Annotated in this window: 27 protein-coding genes and 1 tRNA gene; 12 read left to right on the forward strand and 16 right to left on the reverse strand. The window is 71.3% G+C overall.

Going from position 1 to position 24,125, the window contains the following annotated elements:
- The first annotated feature begins 19 nt into the window (after positions 1-19).
- Positions 20-250, forward strand: coding sequence for a hypothetical protein (locus B9H04_RS00515; protein ID WP_049930499.1), 231 nt, complete (start codon positions 20-22; stop codon positions 248-250).
- 21 nt (positions 251-271) lie between these two features.
- On the opposite strand, the gene B9H04_RS00520 is transcribed toward B9H04_RS00515, so the two are convergent.
- From B9H04_RS00520 to B9H04_RS00530, 3 genes are all read right to left on the reverse strand, one after another.
- On the reverse strand, positions 272-736 hold the full coding sequence (locus tag B9H04_RS00520) for a DUF302 domain-containing protein (protein ID WP_049930497.1): 465 nt from the start codon (positions 734-736) through the stop codon (positions 272-274).
- 194 nt (positions 737-930) lie between these two features.
- A tRNA-Glu gene (locus B9H04_RS00525) sits at positions 931-1,005 on the reverse strand.
- Between the two features lie 106 nt (positions 1,006-1,111).
- Entirely contained in the window at positions 1,112-2,185 is a 1,074-nt protein-coding gene (locus B9H04_RS00530; RefSeq protein WP_049930495.1) for a M28 family peptidase, read from the reverse strand.
- Positions 2,186-2,315: 130 nt separating this feature from the next.
- Here B9H04_RS00530 and B9H04_RS00535 point away from each other — a divergent pair, with 130 nt between their 5' ends.
- Entirely contained in the window at positions 2,316-3,347 is a 1,032-nt protein-coding gene (locus B9H04_RS00535) for a zinc-dependent metalloprotease (RefSeq protein WP_085682359.1), read from the forward strand.
- A gap of 30 nt (positions 3,348-3,377) precedes the next feature.
- On the opposite strand, the gene B9H04_RS00540 is transcribed toward B9H04_RS00535, so the two are convergent.
- Positions 3,378-3,791 (reverse strand): SHOCT domain-containing protein, encoded by a 414-nt coding sequence (locus B9H04_RS00540; RefSeq protein ID WP_049930493.1) that lies wholly within the window; start codon positions 3,789-3,791, stop codon positions 3,378-3,380.
- A gap of 103 nt (positions 3,792-3,894) precedes the next feature.
- On the opposite strand from B9H04_RS00540, the gene B9H04_RS00545 reads away from it, so the two are divergent.
- Positions 3,895-4,560 (forward strand): non-canonical purine NTP pyrophosphatase, encoded by a 666-nt coding sequence (locus B9H04_RS00545; protein WP_049930492.1) that lies wholly within the window; start codon positions 3,895-3,897, stop codon positions 4,558-4,560.
- Between the two features lie 24 nt (positions 4,561-4,584).
- On the opposite strand, the gene B9H04_RS00550 is transcribed toward B9H04_RS00545, so the two are convergent.
- Complete coding sequence (locus tag B9H04_RS00550; protein WP_049930491.1) at positions 4,585-5,925, reverse strand: aminotransferase class III-fold pyridoxal phosphate-dependent enzyme; 1,341 nt, start codon at positions 5,923-5,925, stop codon at positions 4,585-4,587.
- 244 nt (positions 5,926-6,169) lie between these two features.
- On the opposite strand from B9H04_RS00550, the gene B9H04_RS00555 reads away from it, so the two are divergent.
- Both B9H04_RS00555 and deoC read left to right on the forward strand, forming a co-directional pair.
- Complete coding sequence (locus B9H04_RS00555; protein WP_049930686.1) at positions 6,170-6,532, forward strand: Hsp20/alpha crystallin family protein; 363 nt, start codon at positions 6,170-6,172, stop codon at positions 6,530-6,532.
- A 198-nt stretch (positions 6,533-6,730) separates the two neighbouring features.
- Positions 6,731-7,378, forward strand: a complete 648-nt coding sequence (gene deoC / locus B9H04_RS00560) for a deoxyribose-phosphate aldolase (RefSeq protein WP_049930489.1) — start codon at positions 6,731-6,733, stop codon at positions 7,376-7,378.
- A gap of 71 nt (positions 7,379-7,449) precedes the next feature.
- Here deoC and B9H04_RS00565 read toward each other — a convergent pair whose 3' ends face one another.
- Positions 7,450-9,879, reverse strand: coding sequence for a methyl-accepting chemotaxis protein (locus B9H04_RS00565; RefSeq protein ID WP_085682346.1), 2,430 nt, complete (start codon positions 9,877-9,879; stop codon positions 7,450-7,452).
- Positions 9,879-11,039 carry a BMP family lipoprotein gene (locus tag B9H04_RS00570; protein ID WP_049930486.1) on the reverse strand — a complete coding sequence of 387 codons (1,161 nt, stop codon included), beginning with the start codon at positions 11,037-11,039 and terminating at the stop codon, positions 9,879-9,881. Before B9H04_RS00570 ends, B9H04_RS00565 begins: the two co-directional genes overlap by 1 nt.
- A gap of 157 nt (positions 11,040-11,196) precedes the next feature.
- Between B9H04_RS00570 and B9H04_RS00575 the strand changes: the two genes are divergently transcribed.
- A complete protein-coding gene (locus B9H04_RS00575; RefSeq protein WP_049930485.1) occupies positions 11,197-11,421 on the forward strand; it encodes a hypothetical protein in 225 nt (74 codons plus the stop codon).
- Between the two features lie 58 nt (positions 11,422-11,479).
- Positions 11,480-11,653, forward strand: a complete 174-nt coding sequence (locus B9H04_RS18510) for a hypothetical protein (RefSeq protein WP_167373077.1) — start codon at positions 11,480-11,482, stop codon at positions 11,651-11,653.
- A 32-nt stretch (positions 11,654-11,685) separates the two neighbouring features.
- Here the strand turns inward: B9H04_RS18510 and B9H04_RS00580 are convergent, their stop codons facing one another.
- The 4 genes from B9H04_RS00580 to B9H04_RS00595 all read right to left on the reverse strand — a co-directional run bounded on the left by B9H04_RS00580 (position 11,686) and on the right by B9H04_RS00595 (position 14,751).
- Positions 11,686-12,501, reverse strand: a complete 816-nt coding sequence (locus B9H04_RS00580; RefSeq protein WP_085682347.1) for an ABC transporter ATP-binding protein — start codon at positions 12,499-12,501, stop codon at positions 11,686-11,688.
- Entirely contained in the window at positions 12,489-13,292 is an 804-nt protein-coding gene (locus tag B9H04_RS00585; RefSeq protein ID WP_085682348.1) for an ABC transporter permease, read from the reverse strand. The genes B9H04_RS00580 and B9H04_RS00585 overlap by 13 nt, the downstream gene beginning before the upstream one ends.
- A complete protein-coding gene (locus B9H04_RS00590) occupies positions 13,292-14,317 on the reverse strand; it encodes an ABC transporter substrate-binding protein (RefSeq protein WP_049930480.1) in 1,026 nt (341 codons plus the stop codon). Before B9H04_RS00590 ends, B9H04_RS00585 begins: the two co-directional genes overlap by 1 nt.
- A gap of 212 nt (positions 14,318-14,529) precedes the next feature.
- Positions 14,530-14,751 (reverse strand): hypothetical protein, encoded by a 222-nt coding sequence (locus B9H04_RS00595; protein WP_049930479.1) that lies wholly within the window; start codon positions 14,749-14,751, stop codon positions 14,530-14,532.
- Between the two features lie 116 nt (positions 14,752-14,867).
- On the opposite strand from B9H04_RS00595, the gene B9H04_RS00600 reads away from it, so the two are divergent.
- Complete coding sequence (locus tag B9H04_RS00600; RefSeq protein ID WP_049930477.1) at positions 14,868-15,671, forward strand: SDR family NAD(P)-dependent oxidoreductase; 804 nt, start codon at positions 14,868-14,870, stop codon at positions 15,669-15,671.
- A 36-nt stretch (positions 15,672-15,707) separates the two neighbouring features.
- Here the strand turns inward: B9H04_RS00600 and B9H04_RS00605 are convergent, their stop codons facing one another.
- On the reverse strand, positions 15,708-16,313 hold the full coding sequence (locus B9H04_RS00605) for a PadR family transcriptional regulator (protein ID WP_049930475.1): 606 nt from the start codon (positions 16,311-16,313) through the stop codon (positions 15,708-15,710).
- A gap of 564 nt (positions 16,314-16,877) precedes the next feature.
- On the opposite strand from B9H04_RS00605, the gene B9H04_RS00610 reads away from it, so the two are divergent.
- The 4 genes from B9H04_RS00610 (at position 16,878) to B9H04_RS00625 (ending at position 21,375) form a co-directional block, all read left to right on the forward strand.
- On the forward strand, positions 16,878-18,446 hold the full coding sequence (locus B9H04_RS00610) for a heme-binding protein (protein WP_085682349.1): 1,569 nt from the start codon (positions 16,878-16,880) through the stop codon (positions 18,444-18,446).
- A gap of 120 nt (positions 18,447-18,566) precedes the next feature.
- Complete coding sequence (locus B9H04_RS00615) at positions 18,567-19,031, forward strand: universal stress protein (protein WP_049930471.1); 465 nt, start codon at positions 18,567-18,569, stop codon at positions 19,029-19,031.
- Between the two features lie 75 nt (positions 19,032-19,106).
- Positions 19,107-20,348, forward strand: a complete 1,242-nt coding sequence (locus B9H04_RS00620) for a DHH family phosphoesterase (protein ID WP_049930470.1) — start codon at positions 19,107-19,109, stop codon at positions 20,346-20,348.
- 4 nt (positions 20,349-20,352) lie between these two features.
- A complete protein-coding gene (locus B9H04_RS00625) occupies positions 20,353-21,375 on the forward strand; it encodes a carbohydrate kinase family protein (protein ID WP_085682350.1) in 1,023 nt (340 codons plus the stop codon).
- Between the two features lie 60 nt (positions 21,376-21,435).
- Here the strand turns inward: B9H04_RS00625 and B9H04_RS00630 are convergent, their stop codons facing one another.
- The 4 genes from B9H04_RS00630 to B9H04_RS00645 form a co-directional block, all read right to left on the reverse strand.
- Positions 21,436-22,338 (reverse strand): DUF106 domain-containing protein, encoded by a 903-nt coding sequence (locus tag B9H04_RS00630; RefSeq protein ID WP_049930467.1) that lies wholly within the window; start codon positions 22,336-22,338, stop codon positions 21,436-21,438.
- 120 nt (positions 22,339-22,458) lie between these two features.
- Positions 22,459-23,082, reverse strand: a complete 624-nt coding sequence (locus B9H04_RS00635; RefSeq protein WP_049930465.1) for an adenylate kinase — start codon at positions 23,080-23,082, stop codon at positions 22,459-22,461.
- A 50-nt stretch (positions 23,083-23,132) separates the two neighbouring features.
- Complete coding sequence (locus tag B9H04_RS00640) at positions 23,133-23,729, reverse strand: GNAT family N-acetyltransferase (protein ID WP_049930463.1); 597 nt, start codon at positions 23,727-23,729, stop codon at positions 23,133-23,135.
- Positions 23,726-24,094, reverse strand: coding sequence for a universal stress protein (locus B9H04_RS00645; RefSeq protein ID WP_049930461.1), 369 nt, complete (start codon positions 24,092-24,094; stop codon positions 23,726-23,728). Before B9H04_RS00645 ends, B9H04_RS00640 begins: the two co-directional genes overlap by 4 nt.
- Positions 24,095-24,125 lie beyond the last annotated feature (31 nt).

Genomic DNA, 24,125 nt, shown 5'->3' on the forward strand with positions numbered 1-24,125 from the left:
GCCCGCGGTGAGGGAAGCGATGAGCGACGACGGGATCCTCGGGTCGCTGTCCGCGGTCGGCCTGTTGAGCCTCTGTTGTATCGGGTTCGGCGGGGTGGCCGGCGGGGCGGCGCTGGTCGGCGGCTCCGCGTCGGTGAGCGCGTTCGCGACGGGCGCGAACAGCGCCCGCGGCGCGCTGATCTCCGGGGTCGTCACGTTCGGGACGGTCCTCGTCGCCGCCGCGGTGATCCGGTGGCGGCTGAACCGGTGAGCGCGGCCGAGCCGTCCGAGGCTACTCCCGGCCGTGCCGCTCGATGTTCTCCCAGACGACGGCCATCAGCTCGCCGGTCTTCACCACGAGGTCCTCGACCGCGCCCTCGTCGGCCCCGGCCGCCGACGCGCAGCCGAGGTCGCGGATCGCCTTCGTGGCGGACACGTGGTGGACGTGGACGCGGTCGTCGCCGGCGCGTTCGTACACGACCGTGGTACAGGGGAGCATACCGGCGAGCGTCGGGTCGATCCGCAGCGCGTCGGACGCGATCTCGGGGTGACAGACGACGATCAGCGCGGTCCGCTCGGCGTCGTCGTGGCCGAGCATCCCCTCGATCATCTCGTCGAGCCGCGTGACGCGCACGGTCTCGAAGTCGGCGAGTTCGTGTTCGAGCTGGACGAACGGCACCGCGTCCTCGAAGGGGAGGTCGACGGTCGTGTGGAGCGCCTCGTCGGCGGTGGGGGCGGGGCGTGCGGCGTCGCTCATACGCCGTGGCTCGCGCGCCGCCAGCTAAAACCCGGACGCCGTCTCAACACCTGCCGCTACCTCGAACGGTGGCCGATCGGTCCGGCGGAGGCGGAGCGATGCGTCGACCGACGGAGGCGGAGCGATGCGTCGACCGACGGCGGGCGGTCGAGTACGGCCGGTACTGATCGGGTTCGGTCGCATCGAGAGAGAAATGCTCCGGCTGGGATTTGAACCCAGGTCATCACCGTGAGAGGGTGATATGATTGGCCGGACTACACCACCAGAGCACGTCTTTCGTCGCAATTGACGGTAAGAAAGACGATTGTAAAACAGTTCCGTTTCGACGCCGCCGTGCCCCGGTTTGTCGTGCCGAGCGGACCGACGGCGGCCGGTTCAGACGTCGACGGCGAACGGATTCGTCGCCCCCTCGCGGTCGCCCGCGGCCGCGGCGAGCGCCGCGAGGAGGTCGGCGACGCCGTCGAGGTCGGCGGTGTCGATCACCTCTACCGGCGTGTGCATGTAGCGGTTCGGGATCGAGACGTTGAGCGCGGGGGTCCCGCCGCGCACCGTGTAGAACGCGTCAGCGTCGGTCCCGGTTCGGGTGCCGGCCGCCTGAAGCTGGACATCGACGCCGGCGTCGGCGGCCGCGTCGCGCGCGAGGTCGACGAGGACCGGGTGGTTCGCGCTCCCGCGGCCGATCACAGGGCCAGCGCCGAGTTCGACCGGCCCGCGTCGCTCGCGGTCGACGTCCGGGTTGTCGGTCGCGTGGGTGACGTCGACCGCGACGAACGCGTCGACGTCGTCGAGGTCAACGCCGACCATTCGCGCACCTTGGAGCCCGACCTCCTCCTGAACGGTGGAGACCGCGTACACCGTCGCGTCGACGTCCGCCTCGGCGGCGCGCCGGAGCCCCTCCGCGGCCGCCCACGCGCCGGCCCGGTTGTCGACCCCCCGGGCGGCGATCCGGTCGCCGACGAGGTCGCGGAGCCCGGTCGAGAACGTGACCGGGTCGCCCACCTCGACGTGGTCGCGCGCCGCGTCGGCGTCGGCGGCGCCGATGTCGACGAACTGCCCGGCGATATCCTCGTACTCCTCGTCGCCGTCACGGAGGTGGATCGCGGTCTGGCCGATCACGCCCTGAACGGGTTCGTCGGCGTGGACCGTGACGTGCTGGCCCTTCGAGACCGTGCGGTCGGCGCCGCCGATCCGCCCGATCCGGAGGAAGCCGTCGTCGAGCACGTCCCGGACGATGAACCCGATCTCGTCGGCGTGGCCGGTGACGGCGACCGTCGGCGCGTCCGGGTCGCCCTCGTGGACCGCGACGGCGTTGCCGTACGAGTCGGTGTCGACCCGGTCCGCAAACGCGCGGACGTAGTCGGTCCAGACGCGCTGGGCGGCCGTCTCGAAGCCCGAGGGGCTCGGCGTCGCGAAGAGGTCGTCGAGGAACGCGCGGCGCGTGTCGTCCATGCTCGGTGGCTGTGGGGCGGCCGGGAAGAAAACGTCGGTGTCGGCGTTCGGCGCCGGGACCGCCGGCGAGTCCGCCGGGGCGCGGATCGGTCGACACAAGCGCTTTGAGTCGCCCGCACGTCCGGTCCGTATGGACATCCTCCGAAGCGTCCGGGCCGTCGCCGAGGCCGAGGGACCGGGCGTCGTCGACTGGGATCGGGCCGCGTCGGCCGCGAAGGAGGCCACGGACCCCGGATCGATCGCGATCTCCGACGCGGAGCGCGCGGGGTACGCCGCCGACGTTCGCGACGCCCGCTCGCGGCTCACCGAGGTCGCCGGGATCGAGTTCGACGTGCCCGACACCGTCGAGGTACAGAACCGCCACCACTGGATCGACGCGAGCGTCGGCACGTTCCGGCGCGTGATGGACCCGATCGGGGCGGCCGCGGCGGACCCCGGCGGACCCGACGGGACGTTCGACGCGACACCCGCGAAGCGCGGCCCCGCGTTCGCGCAGGACGTCAGCCGAGTCGCCAACACGGGGTCGATGGCGTTCGCCTTGGGCTTCCTCTCGCGGAACGTCCTCGGCCAGTACGACCCCCTCCTCCTCGCCGACGAGCCGGACGCCGACCACGGCCTCTACTTCGTTCACCCGAACATCGTCGCGGTCGCGAGCGCGCTCGACGTGGACTACCCCCGCTTCCGGCGGTGGATCGCGTTCCACGAGGTGACCCACGCCGCCGAGTTCGGCGCGGCCCCGTGGCTCCCGGAGTACCTCGAGTCGCGCGTCGAGCGCGGCGTCGAGGGGATGGTCGGCGGCGAAGGGGGCGTGAGTCGCGGGCTCGACCCCGACGCGTTCGCGGAGCTCCAGGCCGCGATGACGGCGGTCGAGGGGTACGCCGAGGTCCTGATGGACCGCGCGTTCGACGGCGAGTACGCGGACCTCCGGGCGAAGCTGGACGAGCGTCGAGGCGGGGGCGGCCCGGTGCGGCGGCTCGCCCAGCGCCTGCTGGGACTGGGCCTCAAGCGGCGGCAGTACGAGCGCGGGGCCGCGTTCTTCCGGCACGTCGCCGACGAGCGCGGCATCGAGGCCGCGGGCGCGGTGTGGGAGCGCGCCGAGAACCTCCCGACCGGTGACGAGCTGGACGACCCGGACGCGTGGATCGTCCGCGTCGACCCCTGAGCGGGAGTTGCCGCGTCGGGCCGGCCGGCGTCACTCCAGTTCGTACTCGCGTGCTCTGTTCTCGCCGGACCGGTCGGATAACCCGGCGGACGTTCGCTCGAACCGCTCGTCGAGGTCTTCGGTCGCGAGCAGCCGGTCGAGCCGCCGCTCGAACTCCGCCTCGTCGATCTCGCCGTTCGCGTAGCGTTCCCGCAGCGCCGCCACCGGTCGTTCGGCGGAAGGAGACGCCGATCCTGCGTCGGCATCGTCCGCGGCGACGAGCGGGAAGTCCTCACCGAGCACCACCACCAGCGGGATCAGGATGAAGAAGCCGGTGATGAAAATCGCCGGTCCGAGCGGCGCCACCGGGCTCGGGAGGAGGACGGCGGACAGCGACGTGAGCCCGAACGAGAGGATCGCGATGAGACCGATCAGCCGCTTCTTCTCGAACGTGGGGAGGGCCATGCGCGACTGCTGTCGCCGAGGCGACAAAAACGTACTGCCGGAGTCGGTCGATTCCCTGCGGGCGACCGACGGCTATTCCTCGCGGGCGCACCCACGTGGATCCGTGCTCAGGTACGTGACGACGAACCCGGGGAAGGTCCGCGAGGCGGAGCGGTACCTCCCGGACGGCTCGGTGGAGCGACTCGACTTCGACTACACGGAGGTCCAGGCCGACGACCTCGGCCCGATCGCGGCCCAGGGGGCCCGGGAGGCGTACCGCCACGCCGACGCCCCGGTCCTCGTCGACGACGCGGGGCTGTTCGTCGAGGGGCTCGACGGGTTCCCGGGCCCGTACTCCTCGTACGTTGAGGAGACGCTCGGGATCGAGCGCGTCCACGAGGTCGCGAGCGAACTCGACGACCGCCGCGCCGCCTTCCGGTGTACGCTCGGCTACTGCGACGGCGAGGGGTTCGCCGCGAGCCCCGACCCCGTCGACCAAGGCGACCGCGACGCGGCCGCGGCGGCGGGACCGGACGCGGCGGGCGAGGGCGGGAGCGACGGCGAGGGCGGCGCGGCCGGAGCCGGCGCGGAGCCGCTCCCGGTCAAGCTGTTCGAGGGGTACGTCCCGGGCCGGATCGTCGCGCCGCGGGGCGACGGCGGCTTCGGCTACGACCCGATCTTCGAACACGACGGCGAGACGTTCGCGGAGATGGACACCGACCGGAAGAACGCGGTGTCGCACCGCGGGCGAGCCTTAGAGAAGTTCGCGGAGTGGTACGCGGACCGCTGAGGCTCGGTTTCTCTCCCCGGCGGCTCAGGCCGCGTCCGCGATCGCGTCGGTGAGGAGGTCGCAGCCGAGGTCGATCTCGCGTTCGGTGACGTCGAGCGGCGGGAGGATCCGGAGGACCTTGTGGCCGCACGCGAGCGTGAGGAGCCCGCGCTCGAACGCGTTCTCCACGACCGCGTCTCGGCGCTCCTTCGTGTCGAACTCGACAGCGAGCAGCAGTCCCTTCCCGCGGACGTCCGCGACGGGGTCGAGGTCGGCGTCGCGCAGCGTCTCCTTGAACTGCCGACCGCGGACGACGGCGTTGTCCATGAGGTCCGCCTCCTCGATGGCGTCGAGCGTGAGCGCGCCCTGCGCGGAGGCGATCAGGTCGCCGGCGCCCCACGTCGAGGAGAGGCGGCCGCTCTCCTCGGGGAACACGTCGCTCCGGGAGACGGTCGCGCCCACGCGGAGCCCCTTGGCGCTCGTGATCACGTCGGGGTCGTACGCGTAGTGGTCCGAGCCCCACATCTCACCGGTGCGGCCGACCCCGGACTGGATCTCGTCGGCGATGACCGTGATGTCGTGCTCGTCGGCGAGCGCCGCGATCTCGTCGGTGAACGCGTCCGAGGGGAAGCGGTAGCCGCCCTCGCCCTGGATCGGTTCGAGGATGAGGTAGGCCACGTCGTCCGGGTGGACGTTCCCGCGCTCTGGGTCGAGCTTCCGGCGGAGCCGGGAGACGCCGTCGGCGAAGAAGCCGCACGAGCAGGTCTCGGGCGAGCAGGTCCGGTCGTCGCAGTACGGCACGTCCATCACGCCGCTGACCTCGGGGAAGTCGCGGCGGTACACGGACTTCGAGCGGTTGAGCGAGAGCGCGCCGAGCGTCCGCCCGTGGAACGCCCCGTCGAAGGTGATGGCGTACTTCGCGCCGTCCGAGGCGTCGTACGCGATCTTGATGGCGTTCTCGACCGCCTCGGCGCCGGAGTTCGAGAGGAAGACGGTGTCCATGTCGTAGTGGCTCGTCAGGTCCGTCAGGCGGTCCATGAGCCCGGAAGCCCCGGGGATCCCGTCGCCGGGTGAGGGGCCGCCCGCCGCGTAGAAGTCCTGCCCGGCGATCTTCAGCGGGTCGACAAGGTCGAACTCCGCGAGCCGGTCCATGATCAGCGGGTTGTTGTACCCGAGCGGCGCGGCGGCGACGTGGCTGGTGAAGTCCATGAGGACGTTGCCGTCGACGTCGGTACAGAACGGGCCTTCGGCGGGGGCGGTGCGGTCCCAGACGAACTCGTAGACGTAGGTGCTCGGCGCGGCCGACTCGTGGTGGTAATCGACCCACTCGCGAGCGCGCTCGCCCGGCAGGTCGGCGACGGCAGGCGTGGCGGTGTCGCGATCCATGCCTCCCGGTGGCACGCGGACGGAATAAATTCGTGGCGAACGCGCGAACGTTGGAGAAATCTCTAACTCTTGTTCGCCAGACGGCGCCTGAGACGGCGACCGGATCCGTCGGCGCAGTTGTACGGAGCGCCGCTCGGTGGGACGGGCCGTCGACCGTTGTGTGAGACTCAACACCAAGATGCGTTAGATTTTTATAGAATCGCAACCCTATAATTGGATGAGTTCGAGGTGGTCAGCGATGCCCATGCTTGAGCCAGCAAACACGTGGACACAGGGACTCGACTTCCCGAGCAGACTGTTCGAATCCGGTAGCAACGACTACGAACTGTACGAGGAGGACGGCGAGTTCGTCCTGTCGGTCGAGCTTCCGGGGTTCGACCCGTCGGAGATCACCGCCTCGTGGAACGACGGCGTGCTTAACGTCGCCGGCGAACACGAGGACGAACACCGCGGGACCCGGCGGACGTACCACCGTCGGTTCCGCTTCCCGAAGGCGATTGACGAGGACGGTATCGAGGCCGAATACCGGAACGGCATCCTGACGGTGCGGCTCCCCGTGACCGTCGAGAGCGCCGTCAGCGGCACGGAGATCGAGATCGAGAGCTGACGCCGCCGCGCTCGGCCCGCGACCCTCGGTCTCCGAGCCCCGTAGTCGCGACGGACCGGCATCGCGCCGGGCCCCCTCCCCGCGAGTTCCGTTCCCGCGTTGTTCCGAACGCGCTCCCGTTCGTGCCGGAGCGACCGGTCGTCAAGTCGGTCGCGCCGACCCCGCACGCCTTTTACTGCCGCGCGCGACGGTCGACGCATGAACCGCGACGAGTTCGCCGCCAGCATCGACCACACCGTCCTCGGTCCGGAGACGACCTGGGACGACGTGCGGAGCGTTCTCGACGAGGCCGCCGCGCACGGGATGAACGCGTGTATCCCGCCGTGCTACGTCGCCGAAGCGGCCGAGTATGAGGCAGAGCCCGCGGCGATCGCCACCGTGGTGGGGTTCCCGCACGGGCAACACGACCCGACGGTCAAGCGCGACGAGGCGGTCACGGCGTGGGAGGCGGGCGCGGACGAGGTCGACCTCGTGATCAACGTCGGCCGGCTGAAGGCCGGCGACGGCGGCGCGGTCGCCGACGAGCTCGCGGACGTCGTCGCGGCCGTGCCCGTCCCGGTAAAGGTGATCATCGAGACCGCCCTCCTCGACGACGCCGAGAAGCGCCGCGCGTGCGAGGCCGCGGTCGCCGCCGACGCCGACATGGTGAAGACGTCGACCGGGTTCGCCGACGGCGGCGCGACCGTCCCCGACGTGGAGCTGATGAGCGAGTACCTTCCCGTGAAGGCCTCCGGCGGCGTGGGCTCCTACGAGGAGGCGACGGCCATGCTCGACGCCGGCGCGGTGCGGATCGGCGCGTCGTCCGGCGTGGCTATCGTCGAGGGACACCCGGAGAGCGGGGAGTAACGCTCGTTCGTCGGTACGCAGTCGAAAGGTCGCCCTCGCGCTCGTTCGTCAATAGCGAGCCCGAAGCAGGGCTAACGTTCGTCCGACGACGGGGGGCGCCCGTCGCCGTCGGCGGCGAGCCCGTCACCGGACGGCGATCCGTCGGCGTCCCCGACGGTCCCGTTCCCGGCATCGCGTCGCTCGTCGCCTCCGACCGCGTCGTCGCCCTCAGCCCCGTCGACGCCGTCGGACTCCGCGCTCTCGATTTCTTCGGGGTCGACGTCGACATCGAAGGCGGAGACCGACTCGGAGAGCGACTCGGCCTGTCCCCGGAGCCGGTCGGCGTTCTCCGCGATGGTGGCGACGGTCGCGGTCTGCTCCTCTGCGGCGGCGGACACCTGCTCGGAGCCGGCGGCGACCTCCCCGCTCACCTCGGCGACGTCCTCGACGCCCTCGACCGCGCGCTGCGTCGACCGCGCCTGGTCCTCGGCCGCCTCGCTGATCTCCTGAACGCCGTGGTTCGTCTCCTCGACGGCGTCGACGACCGCTTCGAGCGACGACGAGGCCTCGCGGACGGTGTCCGCCCCCTCGTCGATCCGCTCGTTTGTCTCGCGGATGTCATCGACCGTCGCGTCGGTCTCCTCGCGGACGGTCGCGATCTGCGACTCGATCTCGGCGGCGGCCTCCTGCGTCTCCTCCGCGAGCTCTTTCACCTCGTCGGCGACGACCGCGAAGCCCTCGCCGGCCTCGCCGGCGCGGGCGGCCTCGATCGAGGCGTTCAGCGCGAGGATGTTCGTCTGCTCGGCCACGTCGGTGATGAACTCCACCACCTCGTCGATCTCGTCCATGCGCTCGTCGAGCGCCTCCATCTGCTCGACCGCGGCCGCGGAGCGCGCCTCGATCGCGTCCATCTCGTCGAGCGCCTCCGAGGCGGCCTCGCGGCCGGACTCGCCGCGCTCCGCGGCGGCCTCGGCGGTCTCCGCGACGGACGCGGCGGACGAGGCGACCTCCTCGATGCTCGCGGAGAGGTCGCTCATCTCGTCGCTCACCTCGTCGAGGCGCTCGTCCTGACTGATCGCGCCGTCGGCGATCTCCTGAATCTGCTCGCTGACGGTCCCGCTCGCGGTCTCGACCTCGTCGGCGCCGGCCGCGAGCTCCGCGCTCGCGCCGTCGACCTCGCCGGCGAAGGCGGCGACCCGCGCGGTGGTCCGCTCCAGCTGGGCCACCATGTCGTTGAACTCCTCGGCGATCTCGCGCATCGCCTCGCGGTCCGCGTCCGGGTCCATCCGGCGCGTGAGGTCACCGTCCGCGACCGCGCCCATCACCTCGCTGTAGTCGGCCGCACGCGCCTCCATGTCGCGGGTGACGGCCTCCGCCTCCCCGCGGGCCGCCTCGGCCTCGTCGGCGGCGGTCTCGGCCTCGGCGATCCGGTCCCGGAGCGAGTCCCGCATCTCCCCGCAGCTCCTGAACCGGCGGCCGATCTCGTCGATCCGTCCGGTCGACAGGTCGACGTCGAGGTCCCCCGACTCGATCCGCTCGGCGCGGTTGCGGAGCCGCGAGAGCGGGAGCACCGTTCGAGTTCCGAGGACGGCGCCCACGACGCCCAGCGACGCGAGCGTGAGGAAGATGAGGAGCAGCACGGAGTTCCCCACGTCGTTGCGGACGGCGAACGCGGTCGACTGGTCGACGCTCGTGACGGCCACCCAGTCGGTGTCGGGAACGGAGGCGTACGCGTGGACCTGACCGTCGCCGATCCGCGTCGCGGTCGTGGCGTTGCCCTCCCGGATCGCCTCGACGCCGTCGGCGTGTTCCGCCTCGTCGACCGTGCCGTCGATGTCGAGGACGGTCTGCCCGGCGGCGTTGAGGATCATCGTCTCCTCCCCGGTGTCGCTGTTCTGGATGCGTTCGAGCTGCGGCTGGATGCGGGTGACCACGACGAGGTACCGGCCGTCGGCCCGCGGCACCGAGCTGGCGAACGCCATCACCGGGCGGTCGTTGAGCACGGGCGACCGGTACGAGCGGTCCGACCGCCAGACCCGGTCGTCCTCGCCGACCCCCTCGGGGACGTCCGCGTCGCTCCACGGCGCGTCGAGGTCGCTCGGCGCGCGCCCCTCTAAGGGGCGTTCGGTGCTGGCGACAACCCGGTCCTGCGCCGCGTCGACGAGGTGGATACTAACGATGTCCTCGGAGAGCAGTTGGTCTTTCAACAGCACGTACGCCGGCGCGCGCCGGTCGGACCGGAGCGCGTCGGCCGCCGACATCGACCGCGTCTCGGTGCTCATCCGCTCGGTCCACGACCCGATCGCGTCGGCCTGGAGGCCGCCGGTCTCGGCGAGCTGCGTCGTCGTGTCCGACTCCACGGTCTGTTCGGTCTGGAGGTAGGTGAACGCGCCCCCGGCGACGACGACCGCCGCGACCACGAGGAACGCCAGCGCGAACTTCGCGGCGTACCGGCGGCGCACCGCGTTCGGGAGGAGCCGCCCGACCGCGCGCACGAGGCGCTCGAACGAGTCGGGTGCCATCAGTTCACCGCCTCCGGGTCCGTGGGGACCGACAGGTCGCCGGCGACGATCCGCTCGCCGGAGTCGACGATCGCGGCGCGCACGTCGTCGGGGATCACCGGCCCGAGCGTCGTACCGTAGACGAGCGCGACGCCGTCCTCGGCGAGCCCGAGCGCCGTCGTGGAGCCGGTGGCGAGGTCGTCGTCGATCGTCTCCTCGACGGCGTCGTACACCGCGGTGCCGACCCGCTTCACCATCGACGCGAGGATCACGTCGGCGTACCGCGGGTTGCTGCGCGACTGGTCGGAGTCGACGCCGATCGCGTACCGGCCGTACTCCTGGGCCGCCTGAAACACGCCGAGTCCGCTCCCGCCGGCCGCGTGGTACACCACGTCGGCCCCCTGTTCGAACATCTCCGCGGCGGCGGCGTACCCGCCCTCGGGGTCGTCGAACGCGCCGAGGTACGTTGACAGCACCGACACGTCCGCGGTCGCGTGGTCGACGCCGGCGCGGTAGCCGGCCTCGAACTTGCGGACGAGCGGCGAGTCGACGCCGCCGACGTAGCCGACGGTCCGCTCGTCGGGGACGGTCGACCCCGCGCCGACGGACACGTCGCGGTCCGTCACCAGCCCGGCGAGGTGGCCGGCCTGGAACGACCCCTCGTGTTCGCGGAACACGTAGCTCGCCACGTTGTCGCGGTCGACGACCGAGTCGACGATTGCGTACCGCTGGTCGGGGTGCTCGCCCGCGACCGTCGAGAGCGCGTCCGCCTGGAGGAAGCCGATACAGCAGATCAGGTCGTAGGCGGGGTCGGTCGACGACGAGAGGGCGTCCTGCGCGGTCTCGAACTCCGGGATCGAGGTCGGCTCCTCGTTCGCGAACGCCACGTCGTGATCGAGGCGCGCGCGCTGGATACCCCGGTTCGCGGCGTCGTTGAACGACCGGTCGTCTAGCCCGCCGAGCGCGTAGATCATCCCGACCGTCGCGCTGGCGTCCGCCGCGTTCCGGATCGCGTCTCCCCCGTCGGCCTCGTCGTCCGCCGGTTCGTCGTTGCCGGTGTCTATCGACACCGAACCGGGGGCCTCGTCGCCGAGGCACCCGGCCAGCGCGCCCGCCACAGCCCCCCCGAGACCGGCGGCGAGCCGCCGTCGAGAGAGCGTCGTGGGTCCCGTCTGCGTCATGTCGCACCGGTTTCGACCGAGGGCTAAAACGCCTCGGAGCAAATTATCAATGATAATAGTAAACCGCGCTCACAGCCCCGGCGGTCCGGTCACCACCGTTCCCCGAGGCTGAGAATCCAGTCGGACGGATTTATAACCTGAGCGCGTACGAAGGGGTATGAGCCACCAACCGGGATCGCGTGGATTCGACCTCGACGCGGCGTTTAAGGCGTTCGGCGCGGTCGGGATCGCCATCTCCGCCGCGCTCACCGTGGCCGTGCTGGCGCTGACCGACCCGTTCGGCGAGTACGTCACCGCGTCGCCCGCCCTGCTCGGAACGCTGTTGTACGGCGCGCTCGTCGTCGCGGTCGGCTACACGACGTACGCCCTCCGTCGGCGCTGACGGTCGCCGCGCGCTCCCCGCCGGGAGACATAAACCGCTCGCCGGCGGAGCGTGACCCATGACCGACGAGCCGACCGACGCGGCGGTAGAGCGATTTCTCGACCGGGCGACGGCCGCCTTCGACGACTACGACGAGGGGTACGCCGACGCGGACGCGACGCTCGCGATGCTCCGTACCCACGTGGACGAGCTGTCGGCGAGCGTCGAGGATCAGGCGGACGGCGAGGAGTAGGGTGTGAGACGCCGGGCGCGAAGGGGACGGGGCTACGGGTGGGCGCCGATCAGCTCTCGCACGCGGCCGACGTACTCCGCGAACGCGGCGTCGCCGCGGTCGCGCGGGCGCTCGACGTCGACATCGACGACCTCGCGGACGCGGCCGGGATCGGCGGCCATCACGACGACCCGGTCGGCGAGCGTCACCGCCTCCGCGACGTCGTGCGTGACGAAGAGGACGGTTTTCCCCGTCGACTCCCACACGTCGAGTAGCTCCCGCTGGAGCATCTCGCGGGTCTGAGCGTCCACCGCGCCGAACGGCTCGTCCATCAGCAGCAGGTCCGGGTCGACCGCGAGCGACCGGGCGATGGCGACGCGCTGTTTCATCCCGCCCGACAGCGACTTCGGGTAGGCGCCGCGGAACTCGGTCAGCCCGACGAGGTCGAGCATCTCGTCGACGCGCGCCTCGCGCTCGGCGGCCGATCGGTCGCTCCGTTCGAGCCCGAACCCGACGTTCTCCTCGACCGTGAGCCACGGGAACAGGTGGTACTCCTGGAAGACGACGCCCATGTCCGTCGTCGGCCCCGTGACCTCGGTGCCGTCGAGGAGGACGCGGCCGTCGGTCGCCTCGGTCAGCCCGGCCACGACCCGGAACAGCGTCGTCTTCCCGCAGCCGGACGGGCCGACGAGACAGACGAACTCCCCGTCGGCGACCGAGAAAGACACGTCGTCGAGCGCGCCCACCGAGCCGCCCTCGCCGTCGCCGGAGTACGTCTTCCCGACCCCGTCGAGCGCGACGCTGGCCGCCGCGGTGGGGGGGGTCTCTCCGTCGCGTCCGGCCGCGCCGTCTCCGTTCACGCCCGCCACGCTAACGCCCTCCGTTCGACCGCGCGGAACGCGACGTCGACGAGCAGGTACATCAGGCTCAACACGAGGATGTACGCGATCGCCCGGTCGACGCGCAGGTTGTTGCTGGCGCGGATGATCTCGCGGCCGACCCCGGGGACGCCGAATATCTCCGAGGCGACGACGGGCATCCAACACCGTCCCAGTCCGGTCCGGATCCCGGTCATGATTCCCGGCAGCGACGCCGGCAGGACGATCGACCGGACCGCGTCGAGGTCGCCGCGGACGCCGAGGGTCCGCCCCACGTCGAGGAGGTCCTCGCTCACGCCCTCCACGGCGCCGTACGCCGCGTAGAAGTTGATCCAGAACGCGCCGACCGCGATGATGAACGCCGCGCCCCAGTCGTTGATCCCGAACCAGGCGATAGCGAAGCCGATCAGCGCGAGCGGCGGGACGGGGCGCAGGGTGCGGACGAGCGGCGCCGTCAGGTCGTCCAGCAGGCCGCTCCAAGCGAACGCGACGCCGGCGGCCACGCCGAGACCCGTTCCGGCGACGGTGCCGGGGATCCAGTGGCGGACGCTCTGATACAGCGCCGTCGTCATGTCTCCCGACGCGAGCTCGCCGGCGAACGCCCCGGCGACCGCGACCGGCGAGGGGAGGACGAACGGATCCTGGGTGAGCGAGACGGCGTGCCAGACGAGGAGGAACCCGACGACCCCCGCGGCGCCCCGGAGGAGCCGCCGCCCGTCTCCGAGCCCGACGCCGGCGAACGCGCCGTCCTCGTCGACGCGCGATGCGGTTTCGGTCGCCATCAGAGCGAGTCGTACACCCCGAGGTCGAATATCTGGTCGTTCGACAGCTGTTCGTCGGTCTGGCCGTTATCGGCCGCGAACTCGGCGAACACCTGCGTCGCGTCCGTGATCTCGGCGGGGTCGGTGATGAAGTTCGACAGCGGCGAGTCGAGCGCCTTCCGCGCGCGGTCGACTGGCATCCCGATTCCCTCCTCGACGTGGCCCGCGGTCGCGTCGGGGTTCTCCTCGATGAAGTCGGTCGCGCGGACGTGCTGTTCGAGGAACTGCGCCGCGATCGGGGAGTCCCGGACCTCGTCGCTCATCAGGGTGACCGCGGCGGGCTGGCCGGGGAGGACCTCGGCGGCGGTCCGCAGCATCTCCACCGACGACCCCTCCGCCTGCGCGATGGTCGGCACCGGCTCCATGATCGAGGTGCCGTCGATCTCGTCGTTGGCAATCGCCTGCCAGACGGAGCTCGCCCCGCTGATCTCGATGATCTCCACGCTGTCGTTCGCTGCGAGGTCGACGCCGACATCGCGGAGCCAGAAGCGCAACAGCACGTCGGGGACGCTCCCCTGTGGGAACGTGCCGAAGGTGAACGGTTCGCCCTGCTCCTCCTCCCACGCCGCGAACGCGTCGGCGCCCTGCTGTTCGAACGTCTCGTGGAACGAGGACTCGGCCATGATCCCCATCGGCTCCCGGATGTTCGCGGCGGTCACCCGCGCGGCGATACCGCGGTCGATCGCGATCATCGCGGGTACGATCCCGAACATCGCGATGTCGATGTCGCTGCCGCCGAGCGCCTGAACGATGTCGGGGCCGTTGCCGAACTCCTGGCCGGTGACCTCGGCGTCGACCTCGGAGAAGTATCCCTCGCCCTCCATCACGTACCACTGGAGGTCGGGGTAGATCGGCATGTGCGCGACCGTGATCTCGTCGAGCCCGCCGCTCCCGCCGCCGAGGCAGTCGGCGAGGCCGACCGTCGCAGTTCCGCCCGCGGCCGCGAGGAACGACCGCCGCGACGCTGTCCGCGTTGAGTCGTACATACCTACGGAAGCGGCCCCGCGGGCAACACTCTCGCGTCACCAGCAACGGAAGCGCGTTCCGGTGACGGCGGAAGACGACAGAAGTGGCGTTTCGAGGTTTCAAAGCCCCGTATACCGGAGATACGCCGAAAACACTCGTCACCGAACGACGCAAATATTGCTGGCGCGTGCCGCCGAGCGCTCCGGTTCCCGGTGGTCGCTCGCGGCGGCGCTCACGCCCCCTCGGCCGGCTCCTCGTCGAACAGCCCCAAGTCCTCGGCGACGAGGTCGGCGAGCCGGTCTTTGATCGCCGGATCGACCTCCGCGACGGCCTCGCCGCCGTGTTTCTGGTCGTTGTGTTTATCGAGCGCGTCCGCGAGGTCGTCGAGGGGCACGCGGGTTTCCGTCTCGCACTCGTCGCACACGATCGGGACGGACGGCTCGTCGGTGGACATTACGCCGACAATCGCCCGTGGCGGATATATGCCTTCGGGCGGCGGGTCGAGACGGGCGCCCGGAGCCGGCGCCGCGAACCGCCACCGTCTACTGGGGGCGCCGCGCACTGCCCGTCATGGACGTTCTCGTGACGGGGGCCGCGGGCGGGATCGGCGGCGGCGTCGCGCGCTCGCTCGCCGCCGCCGGCCACGACGTGCTCGGCGTCGACCGCGACGCGGACGGGCTCGCCGACCTGCCCGAGGCGGTCGAGACCGCCGTCGTCGACCTCCGCGACGAGGCCGCCGTCCGCGACCTGCTCGCCGACCGTCCCCTGGACACCGTCGTCTCCTGCGTCGGCGGCTACGAGATCGCGGCAGTCGAGGACGCCTCGGCCGAGGCGTTCCGGCGACAGCTAGAGACGAACCTGACCGCGGTCCACGTGACCGTCTCCGCGGCGCTCCCGACGCTCCGCGAGCGCGGCGGACGGGTCGTGGTCGTCGGGTCGATGGTCGGGTCGGTCGCGCTGCCGTACCACGGCGCGTACAGCGCCGCGAAGGCGGGGCTCGACGGCTACGTCGACGCGCTCCGCCGGGAGGTCGCGCCCCGCGGGGTCGACGTGGCGCTCGTCGAGCCCGGTCCCGTCCGGACCGGCTTCAACGAGCGGGCGGCCGCCGCGGTCGAGGCCGCCGACGGCGACGGGCCGTACGCCGCCGCCTACCGCGCGTTCGAGGGGTACTCCCCGGCGGCCACGGACGTCGAGACCGTCGTCGAGCGCGTGGTGACGGCGACGACCGCCGACCGACCGCGAACGCGGTATCGGGTGAGCCGCCGAGCGCGGTGGCTACCGCGGCTCGGTCGCGTCCTCCCCGACCGGCTGTACGACCGGCTCGTCCGCGCCGGGCTCCCCGGCGGACTCCTGTGGCGGCTGCTTCACCGGTGAGTCGCGGGGCGTCGCCGCTCACCGCCGACTAGGGAATCAGTCGTCGGCCGCGCCGGACGCCCCCTCCGACTCCTCCGCGTCGTCCGCGGTCTCGGCCTCGCCGGGGGCACCCCCGGACTCCGACGGCGCGTCCGCATCGTCCGCCCGCGCGTAGAACTCGTCTGGGGAGGCGTCGATCCGCTCGAACTCGCCGAAGTCGCGCTCGTGGTGGCGGATCATCTGTTCGACGATCCACGCGCTGTACCGCTCCGAGAACGCCCAGTCGGCGTCCGCGTCGTCGACCTCGAACCGGCCGTCTGTGGCGAGCGCGGCGTACAGGTGGTAGAATCCGAGGACCACGTCGCCGAAGTCCCGCGCCTCGCCGCCGATCTCGCGGCGCTTCTCGGCGAGTTCCTCGCGGCCCGCGTCGGTGAGCGCGAAGTACTTGCGGTCGGGCTCGTCCGCGCGCTCGACGCGCTCGGCGACGCCCTCCTCCTCGAACTTGTAGAGGATCGGGTAGACGGAGCCGTAGGAGGGCTCCCAGTGGCCGCCGCTGATCTCGGTTATCTCGCCGAGCAGCTCGTACCCGTATCGCGGGCGTTCGTCGAGCAGCTCCAAGACGAGGTACGAGATCAGTCCTTTCGGCGGGCCGCTTTTCCGCATCGTCCCGACTTTTCGGGGTCGCGTCGAAAGGGTTTCGGTCACGGCGACGGCGAGCGGCGCGAGTCGCGACGACCGGAGCGGTTCGCGGGCGTCGGTGACCCGAGCGGACGGGGGCGGGTGTGATGCGCTAATAATATGAATCGCGGTGGCGGGTGCCTGCGAGCGGCCCTTGGCCGCGAGGAGCACGCGCGAGGGGGTCGGGCGCGACGAGGGCGACCGGCGGGAGCCCGAAGACGCGCCCGACGAGGCTGGGGAGGTGTGAGGTGCGGTGGCGGGCGGGACTCGAAGGGGCAGTCGGGAGGCGGCCGCAGGCGACGCGAGCACCGCAGGAACGAACGGAGTGAGTGACGAGGAGCGCGGCGAGCGTGCGGCCGCCTCCCGACTGGGGCTTCGGGATGTTCGTGCCGATCGACCGGTCATAAGAACTCACGTACTGCCGAGCGCCTGGGGCTTCGAAACCACTGGTGCCGGCTTCGACTCGGGCACGACCGGGGACGAGCCGACGGATTACAGCGCGTCGGGACGACCCGCAAACCCCTAAGTCGCGCGGCCCGAACCCGACGTATGGTCGAGGCTCCACAGACCGCCGAAGGGTGGTTCTCGCTGCACGACTTCCGATCGATCGACTGGGACGCCTGGCGCGAGGCACCCGAGTCTGAGCGGCAGCGAGCGATCGAGGAGGGCGAGGCCTTCCTGAAACACCGCGAGCTGGTCGCCGACGCCGAGGACGGCGAGTCGGCGCTGTTCTCGGTGCTGGGACACAAGGCGGACCTCCTCTTCCTCCACTTCCGGCCGTCGCTCGACGACCTCTCCGCGATCGAGCGCCGCTTCGAGGACACCGCGCTCGCGAAGTTCACCGAGCGCGAGACCTCCTACGTCTCCGTCACAGAGGTGTCTGGTTACGTCTCGGACGACTACTTCGAGGAGGGCGCCGACGCCGTCGACGAGGGGCTCAAGCGGTACATCGAGGGGAAGCTGAAGCCCGACATCCCCGACGAGGAGTACGTCAGCTTCTATCCGATGAGCAAGCGCCGCGGCGAGGAACACAACTGGTACGACCTCGACTTCGAGGAGCGCGCCGAGCTGATGGCGGGCCACGGCGAGGTCGGCAAGGAGTACGCGGGCAAGATCAAGCAGGTGATCGCCTCCTCGGTCGGCTTCGACGACCACGAGTGGGGCGTCACGCTGTTCGGCGCGGACCCGACCGACATCAAGGACATCGTCTACGAGATGCGGTTCGACCCGGCCTCCTCCCGCTACGGCGAGTTCGGCGACTTCTACGTCGGCCGGCGGTTCCCGCCGCGCGACCTCGACGCCTTCCTCGGCGGCGAGACGGTCCCGACCGGGCGCGTCCCCGAGCAGGACAGCGCCGGCCACCCGCACGGCGAGGGCGGTCACGGCGACGACGCGCACGGCCACGGTCAGGGCCACGACCATTCGGGTGCGGGCGGCGGCTCCGCGCACGGCGACCATCCCCACGGCGAGGGGGAGGCCGGCGGCGAGGGCGACCATCCCCACGGCGAGGACGAGGGCGACGGCGGGGCCTCGGACGAGGATATCCGCGGCGAGCTCGCCGACCTCGACATCTACGCCGGGAAGCCGCACGGCGAGGACGTGTACGCCACCGTGCTGTACAGCGAGGCCGACGTGGACGAGCTGTTCGACGAGGTCGAGGGGCTCCGCGGCAACTTCGACCACTACGGCACCCACGTCAAGACCGCGGTGTACGAGGGGCGCCACACCGACCGCGCCGCCGTCGTCCCGATCTGGGACACCGCGTCGGCGGCGGAGACCGCGGCGGGGTTCCTCTCGGAGCTGCCCGACATCGTCGCCCGCGCCGGCGAGGAGTCCGGCTTCGGCACGATGGGGATGTTCTACACCGTCAAGCCCGACTACCAGACGGAGTTCGTCGACACCTTCGACGACGTGGGCGACCTGCTCGCCGAGATGGACGGCCACGTCGAGACCGACCTGATGGTGAACACCGAAGACGAGAACGACATGTTCATCGCCAGCCAGTGGAACGCGAAGGAGGACGCGATGGGCTTCTTCCGCTCCGACGAGTTCTCCGAGACCGTCCAGTGGGGCCGCGACGTGCTCGCCGACCGCCCGCGCCACGTCTTCCTGGCGTAGCGGCGCCCGACTGGCGAGGATTTCATACATAGTCGGCGGCGAACCGTCGGCGTGTCCGCCGACCGCGTGCGCTTCCGCCGACCGCCGGGTTTTAGGTGTCGTTGCGGCGAACGGGTGGCCATGTTCGACACCATCGTGGTCGCGACCGACGGCTCCGACAGCGTTCAACGGGCCGTCTCGGTCGCGGTCGACGTGGCGGCGCGGTTCGACGCCGAGGTCCACGCGGTGTACGTCGTCGACGCCGGCGAGGTGGAGTCGTCGCCCGACACGGTCCGGGAGGACCTCCGCGACGCGCTCGACGATCAGGGGAGCGACGCGCTCGACCGCGTCGCGGACGCGGCCCACGACCGCGACGGCGACCTCGACGTGACCATCGAGGTCCGCGAGGGCCGTCCGGCCTCGGAGATCGACGCGTACGCTCGGTCTGCCGACGCGGACCTCGTCGCGATGGGCACCCGCGGCCGCCACGGCGAGAACCGCTTTCTCATCGGCTCCGTCGCCGAGCGCGTCGTCCGGACCTGCCCGGTCCCGGTGCTGACGGTCCGACAGCTGACCGACGAGGACCCTCGGCGGACGACGATCTGAGCGTCGCGAAGGCGACGCGATCGCCGCTCGCCGCGAGAGCGGCGGAGTTTTCCGGCTGCCGCCCGCCTCGACGGTATGGACGACGACCTCATCGAGACGGGGGATGCCCCCCGGTCGCGGTACACGAAGCTGCCGGGGAAGGGCTTCTTTTACCCGGACTCGCTGGACGACGAACGCGCGGAGCGGCGGGCGAGGGAGGCGATCGAGGGCAGCGAGGCGGTCGTGATCGCCGACGGCGACGCCGACGGTCTCGCCTGCGCCGCGATGATCCGCGAGGCGTACGACGCCGCCCTCGACGTCGGACCCTTCGAGGACGCCGTCGCGGCCCGGCTCGAAGGCGAGAGCGGGAGCGACGAGCCGGACGACGAGGGGGAGGGCGACGACGACCCCCTCGGCGACGCCCACGCCGAGTCCCCGGTCGGGCTGGTCTCGGCGGGGCCGTACTCGATCGACACCGCGCTCGAACGCGTCGAAAAGTACGCCGACGACGGGATCGACCTGTTCGTCTGTGACCTCTGCCCCGACGACTACGAGTGGATCGCGGAGCCGTTAACGGAGCTGGCTGACTCGACCGACGCGATCCGGTGGTTCGACCACCACCAGTGGGACGACGAGACCGCCGACGCGGTCCGCGAGGCCGGCGTCGACCTCGTCGTCGGCGAGTCGGACGAGGAGTGTACCGCCGACGTGACGCTCCGGTCGCTCGACTACGCCTTCGACGACCGCTGGGCCGAGCTCGCCGAGGTCACGCGCGACCACGACCTCTGGCTCAAGGAGGACCCTCGCTCCGACGACCTCGCCGACTACTCCTACTGGGCCGGCGCCGAGGAGTACGCGGCCGTCGTCGGCGCGTACGGCGTCGACCTCCCGGAGACGGTGCGGTCGTTCGTCGCGGAGCGCCGGGTCGAGAAGGAGGCGCGCATCGACCTCGCGGTCGACCGCGCGGTCACGCATGAGGTCGGCGACTGGCGCGTCGCGGTCACCTACGGCCGCTGCTCGCAGAACGAGGTCGCGGAGCGCCTCCGCGAGGCGGGGGCCGACGCCGCCGTGATCGTCAAGCCCGCCGGCTCCGCCTCGATCCGGGGGTCGGACGACTTCCGGCACGCCCACGAGGTCGCCGGCCGAGTGAACGGCGGCGGGCACCCGCAGGCGGCGGGCTGTAAGCCCGACATCTACGACGACATGCTGGACTACGCCCACCACTGGAGCACCGAGGGACAGGCGTGTAAGCGCGTCATCCTCGCGGCGTTCGAGGCCGTCGCCGAGGAAGTCGAGGCCGAGGCGAGCGGCGCCGACGAGGCCGCGGCGGCCGAGTAGGACAATGGCCGGCATCTTCGTCGCCGGAGAGACGCTCGTCGACTTCGTGCCCGACTCCGGGGAGACGCTGCGGGAGGTCGACAGCTACGCCCACCGGCCCGGCGGCGCGCCCGCCAACGTCGCGGTCGGGCTCGCGCGGCTCGGCTCGCCGCCGGCGTTCTGGACGCGCCTCGGCGACGACGCGTTCGGCGACTTCCTCGCCGAGACGCTCGCCGCGGCGGAGATTCCGGAGACGCACGTCGAGCGCGTCGAGGGGAAGACGACGCTCGCCGTGGTGTCGCCGCCCGGCGAAGGCGGGCCGCGGTTCTCCTTCTACGGCGACCGCGACGCGACGTTCGGGTTCGACCCGGACGCAGTCCCGACCGAGGCGCTGACGGGCGACGACGGCGCGGCGTCGCCGGGGGGCGCGAGCGCGCCGCCGTGGGTCCACCTCGGCGGCGTGGCGCTGACGCACTTGCGGGGGCGGGCGGCCACCCGCGAGCTCCGCTCGGCGGCGACCGCCGCCGGGTGTCCCGTCTCGTTCGACGTGAACTACCGCTCCGACCTGGTGCCGCCGGAGACGGCGGAGGCGGCGTCGACCGCGGTCCGCGAGACGGTCGCCGAGAGCGGCGTCGTGCTGTGTAGCGACGAGGACGCCGCCGCGGCCGGGCTGTCGACGAGCGAGGGCGGGGAACTGGCCCGCGACCTGCTCGCGCTCGGCCCCCACACCGTCGTCGTCACGCTCGGCCGCGACGGCGCGCTCGCGGTCAGTACCGACGACGCGCCATGGGGGGCCACGACGGTCCGGCACGACGGGTTCCCGGCGGAGGCGGTCGACGCGACCGGCGCCGGCGACGCGTTCACCGCGGGCCTGCTCTCGCGGCTCGCGGGGAGTGCCGAGTCTGAGTCCGGAGCCGACGCGGAGGCGCTCCGCGGGGCGGTCGCGTTCGGCAACGCGACCGCCGCGCTCTCGGTCCGGTCGGTCGGCGGGATGGGGTCGATCCCGTCGCGCGAGGAGGTGGAAGCGCTCCTCGCGGAACGGGAGTGAGAGGGAGAACGGCGGCGTCGAAGGGAAACGGAGGGGGAGCGCCGGAGAGCGCGGCGCTGCCTACGAGGCGGACGGCGACATCTCGATGTTGAGGCTCTTCTGGACGAGCTGGGTGAACGCCATCGAGCAGAGGAAGTACCAGAGGATCCACATTTGGATCGGGCCGACGATCCCCGTGTCCCAGGTGACGGTGCCCGCGAGCGGGACGACGAGCTCCTGGGCGGCGACGGCCGGGTACGCGGCCTCAGACCCGCGGTAGCCGATCACCCAGAACATCCAGAGGAACGCCGGAATGGTGAGGAACATGATCCACACCATCGGGCGGAACTGCTCTTTGAACATGCCGAGCTGGTCGCCCATCGCCTCCATCTGTTCTTCTTGGATCTCGTCGAGCGCCTCGTCGTCGTCGCGCTTCTCGGCCTCCTTCCGGCGCTCCTGGATGTCCTTCATCCGCTCCTGATACGCGCCCATCTTCTCCATGTCCATGAGCCCGGCGCGCAGCAGCGTCGAGTACATCCCCGTGCCGAGCGCGATGACCATGATGACGACGTAGAAGGGGACGACGTTCAGAAGGGGGCCGAGGACGACGTCGATGCCGCCGGCGATCGCGTTCCGGACCGGCGAGACCGCGTAGCCGACGAACGCGCCGAGCGTCGCCAGCCCGGCCAGCTTATCCCACTTCGACCAGGAGGTCGTCTCCGGCGTCTCAACGTCGCCGCCGCCCGAGTCGTCCTCCATCCCGGCCTCGATGTCGTCGCGGTCGGCAAGCGCGAAGCCCTCCTCGCCGTCGACGAGGATCTCCTTCTCGATGAGCCGGCCCCACTGTCCGCTGGTGATCTGGTCGCGGACGTCGACCCAACGCACCTCGCCGCCGCTAGCGTTGTCGAGGACGGTTTCGATGGCGTCCCGCATCTCGCCGTCCTCGCGGACCAGCGAGCGGACTCGCCGTTCGACTTTGCTCATTAGCGGCCGGTTAGCGGTCGACGGTTAAGAACCTTGTAGGATCGTCGCTCGGTCGGCCCCCGGCGCCGGTCGGACTGGCACCCGGCCACGCGGCGGATTGGCTCCCGGCCACGCGGCGGATTAGCTCTCGACGACATCGCGGATCCGAGCGAAGACCTCGTCCGGGGTCGCCTCGCCGTCGACCTCGACGAGGACGCCCTCGTCGCGGAAGTGGTCGATCACGGGCTCGGTGTTGTCGTAGAACACGTCGAGCCGCTCGCGGGCGGTCTCTTCGGTGTCGTCCTCGCGCTGGATCAGCTCGCCGCCGCACTCGTCGCAGACGCCCGGCTCCTCGGGCGGCTGGAAGTCGACGTGGTAGTTCGCGCCGCAGTCGTCGCAGACGCGGCGCCCGGTGAGCCGGTCGACGAGCACTTCCTCGTCGACGTCGAGGAGGATGACGGCGTCGAGGTCGGTGATCTCCGAGAGGTACTCCGCCTGATCGAGGTTGCGCGGGTAGCCGTCGAGGACGAACCCGTCGGCGTCGCCGATCGCGGCCTCGACGATCTCGTTGACGACCGGGTCCGGCACCAGCTCGCCCGCCTCCATGAACGAGCGCGGCGTGCCGTACTCCGTCTCCATGTCCTTGTTCGCGCGGAGCGCGTCACCGGTCGTGACGTGCTCGACGCCGTACGCGTCGGCCAGCTTCGCGCTCTGTGTCCCTTTCCCGGCACCCGGCGCCCCCAGCAGCAGAATTCGGTGACTCATATCGGAGCGGTCGCGGGCCGCCCCTAAAGGCTTGAAGATTCCGGCCAACCCTACTCGTCGGCGTCGGACTCGTCGGGGGTCGCGGACGCGTCTCCCTCCGCGGCCGTCTCCCCGTCGGCGCGCAGCCGCAGCCCCATCTCCAGCTCGAAGCTCTCGGCGTCGGAGGTCTCGAAGCCGATCTTCTTGTACAAGGAGACGGCGGCGCGGTTCCACCGCTCCACCGTGAGCCACACCTTCTCGACGCCGTTCGCCTGCCCGTGGCCGAGCAGTCCGCGGATGAGGTGGGTGCCGATCCCGGCACGCTGGTACTCCTGATGGACGAAGATCGCCAGCTCGTAGGCGTCGCCGTCGGGGACGAGCGTCGCGTGGCCGGCGGCCGCGTCGTCGCACCAGGCGATCACGTTGTAGCAGTCGTCGGCGAGGATAGCGTCGAGCCACTCGCGGATGCGCTCCTCGCCGCCGGGCGGGATCCCCTGCGCGCGGTCCGCCGGGTCGAAGGCGTCGTACATCTCGACGAGCGACTCCCTGGCCGCCGGGTCGCCCTCGTACGGCCGGACCTCGATCCGGCGGTCCTCGCGGTCGGTGAACGCGGTCGGCGGCGGCGGGAACTCGTCCGCCACCGCGTCCGGGTAGCCTCGGTCGCTCATCTGACCAGCGTGACCGATGTCTTGGCGTTCAACAGGACGAACTCCGCGATCGACCCGATCGTGATCTTCCCCATCGGACTCGTGTGTCCGCCGCCCAAGACGATCTCCTCGAACCCCTCCGTCTCGGCGATGTCCACCAGCCGACTCCCGGGGTCGCCCTCGACGCGCCGCACCTCCGCGTCGATCGCCGCCTCCTCGACCGCCGCCTCGGCGCGCTCGACGACCTCGTCGGGGGACACTGAGGAGTCCTCGTTGTCCACCACCGCGATCGTCAGGTCGTCGCTCGCGACCGCCGCGCGCTCGACCGTCCGGTCGAGCGCGCGGAACGAGTCGTCGCTGCCGCCGATCCCGCAGAGCACCTTCATGCCCAACCCCTCCACGCGACGGTACAAAAGT

Source organism: Halorubrum ezzemoulense DSM 17463 (assembly GCF_002114285.1).
GTDB classification, from domain to species: domain Archaea; phylum Halobacteriota; class Halobacteria; order Halobacteriales; family Haloferacaceae; genus Halorubrum; species Halorubrum ezzemoulense.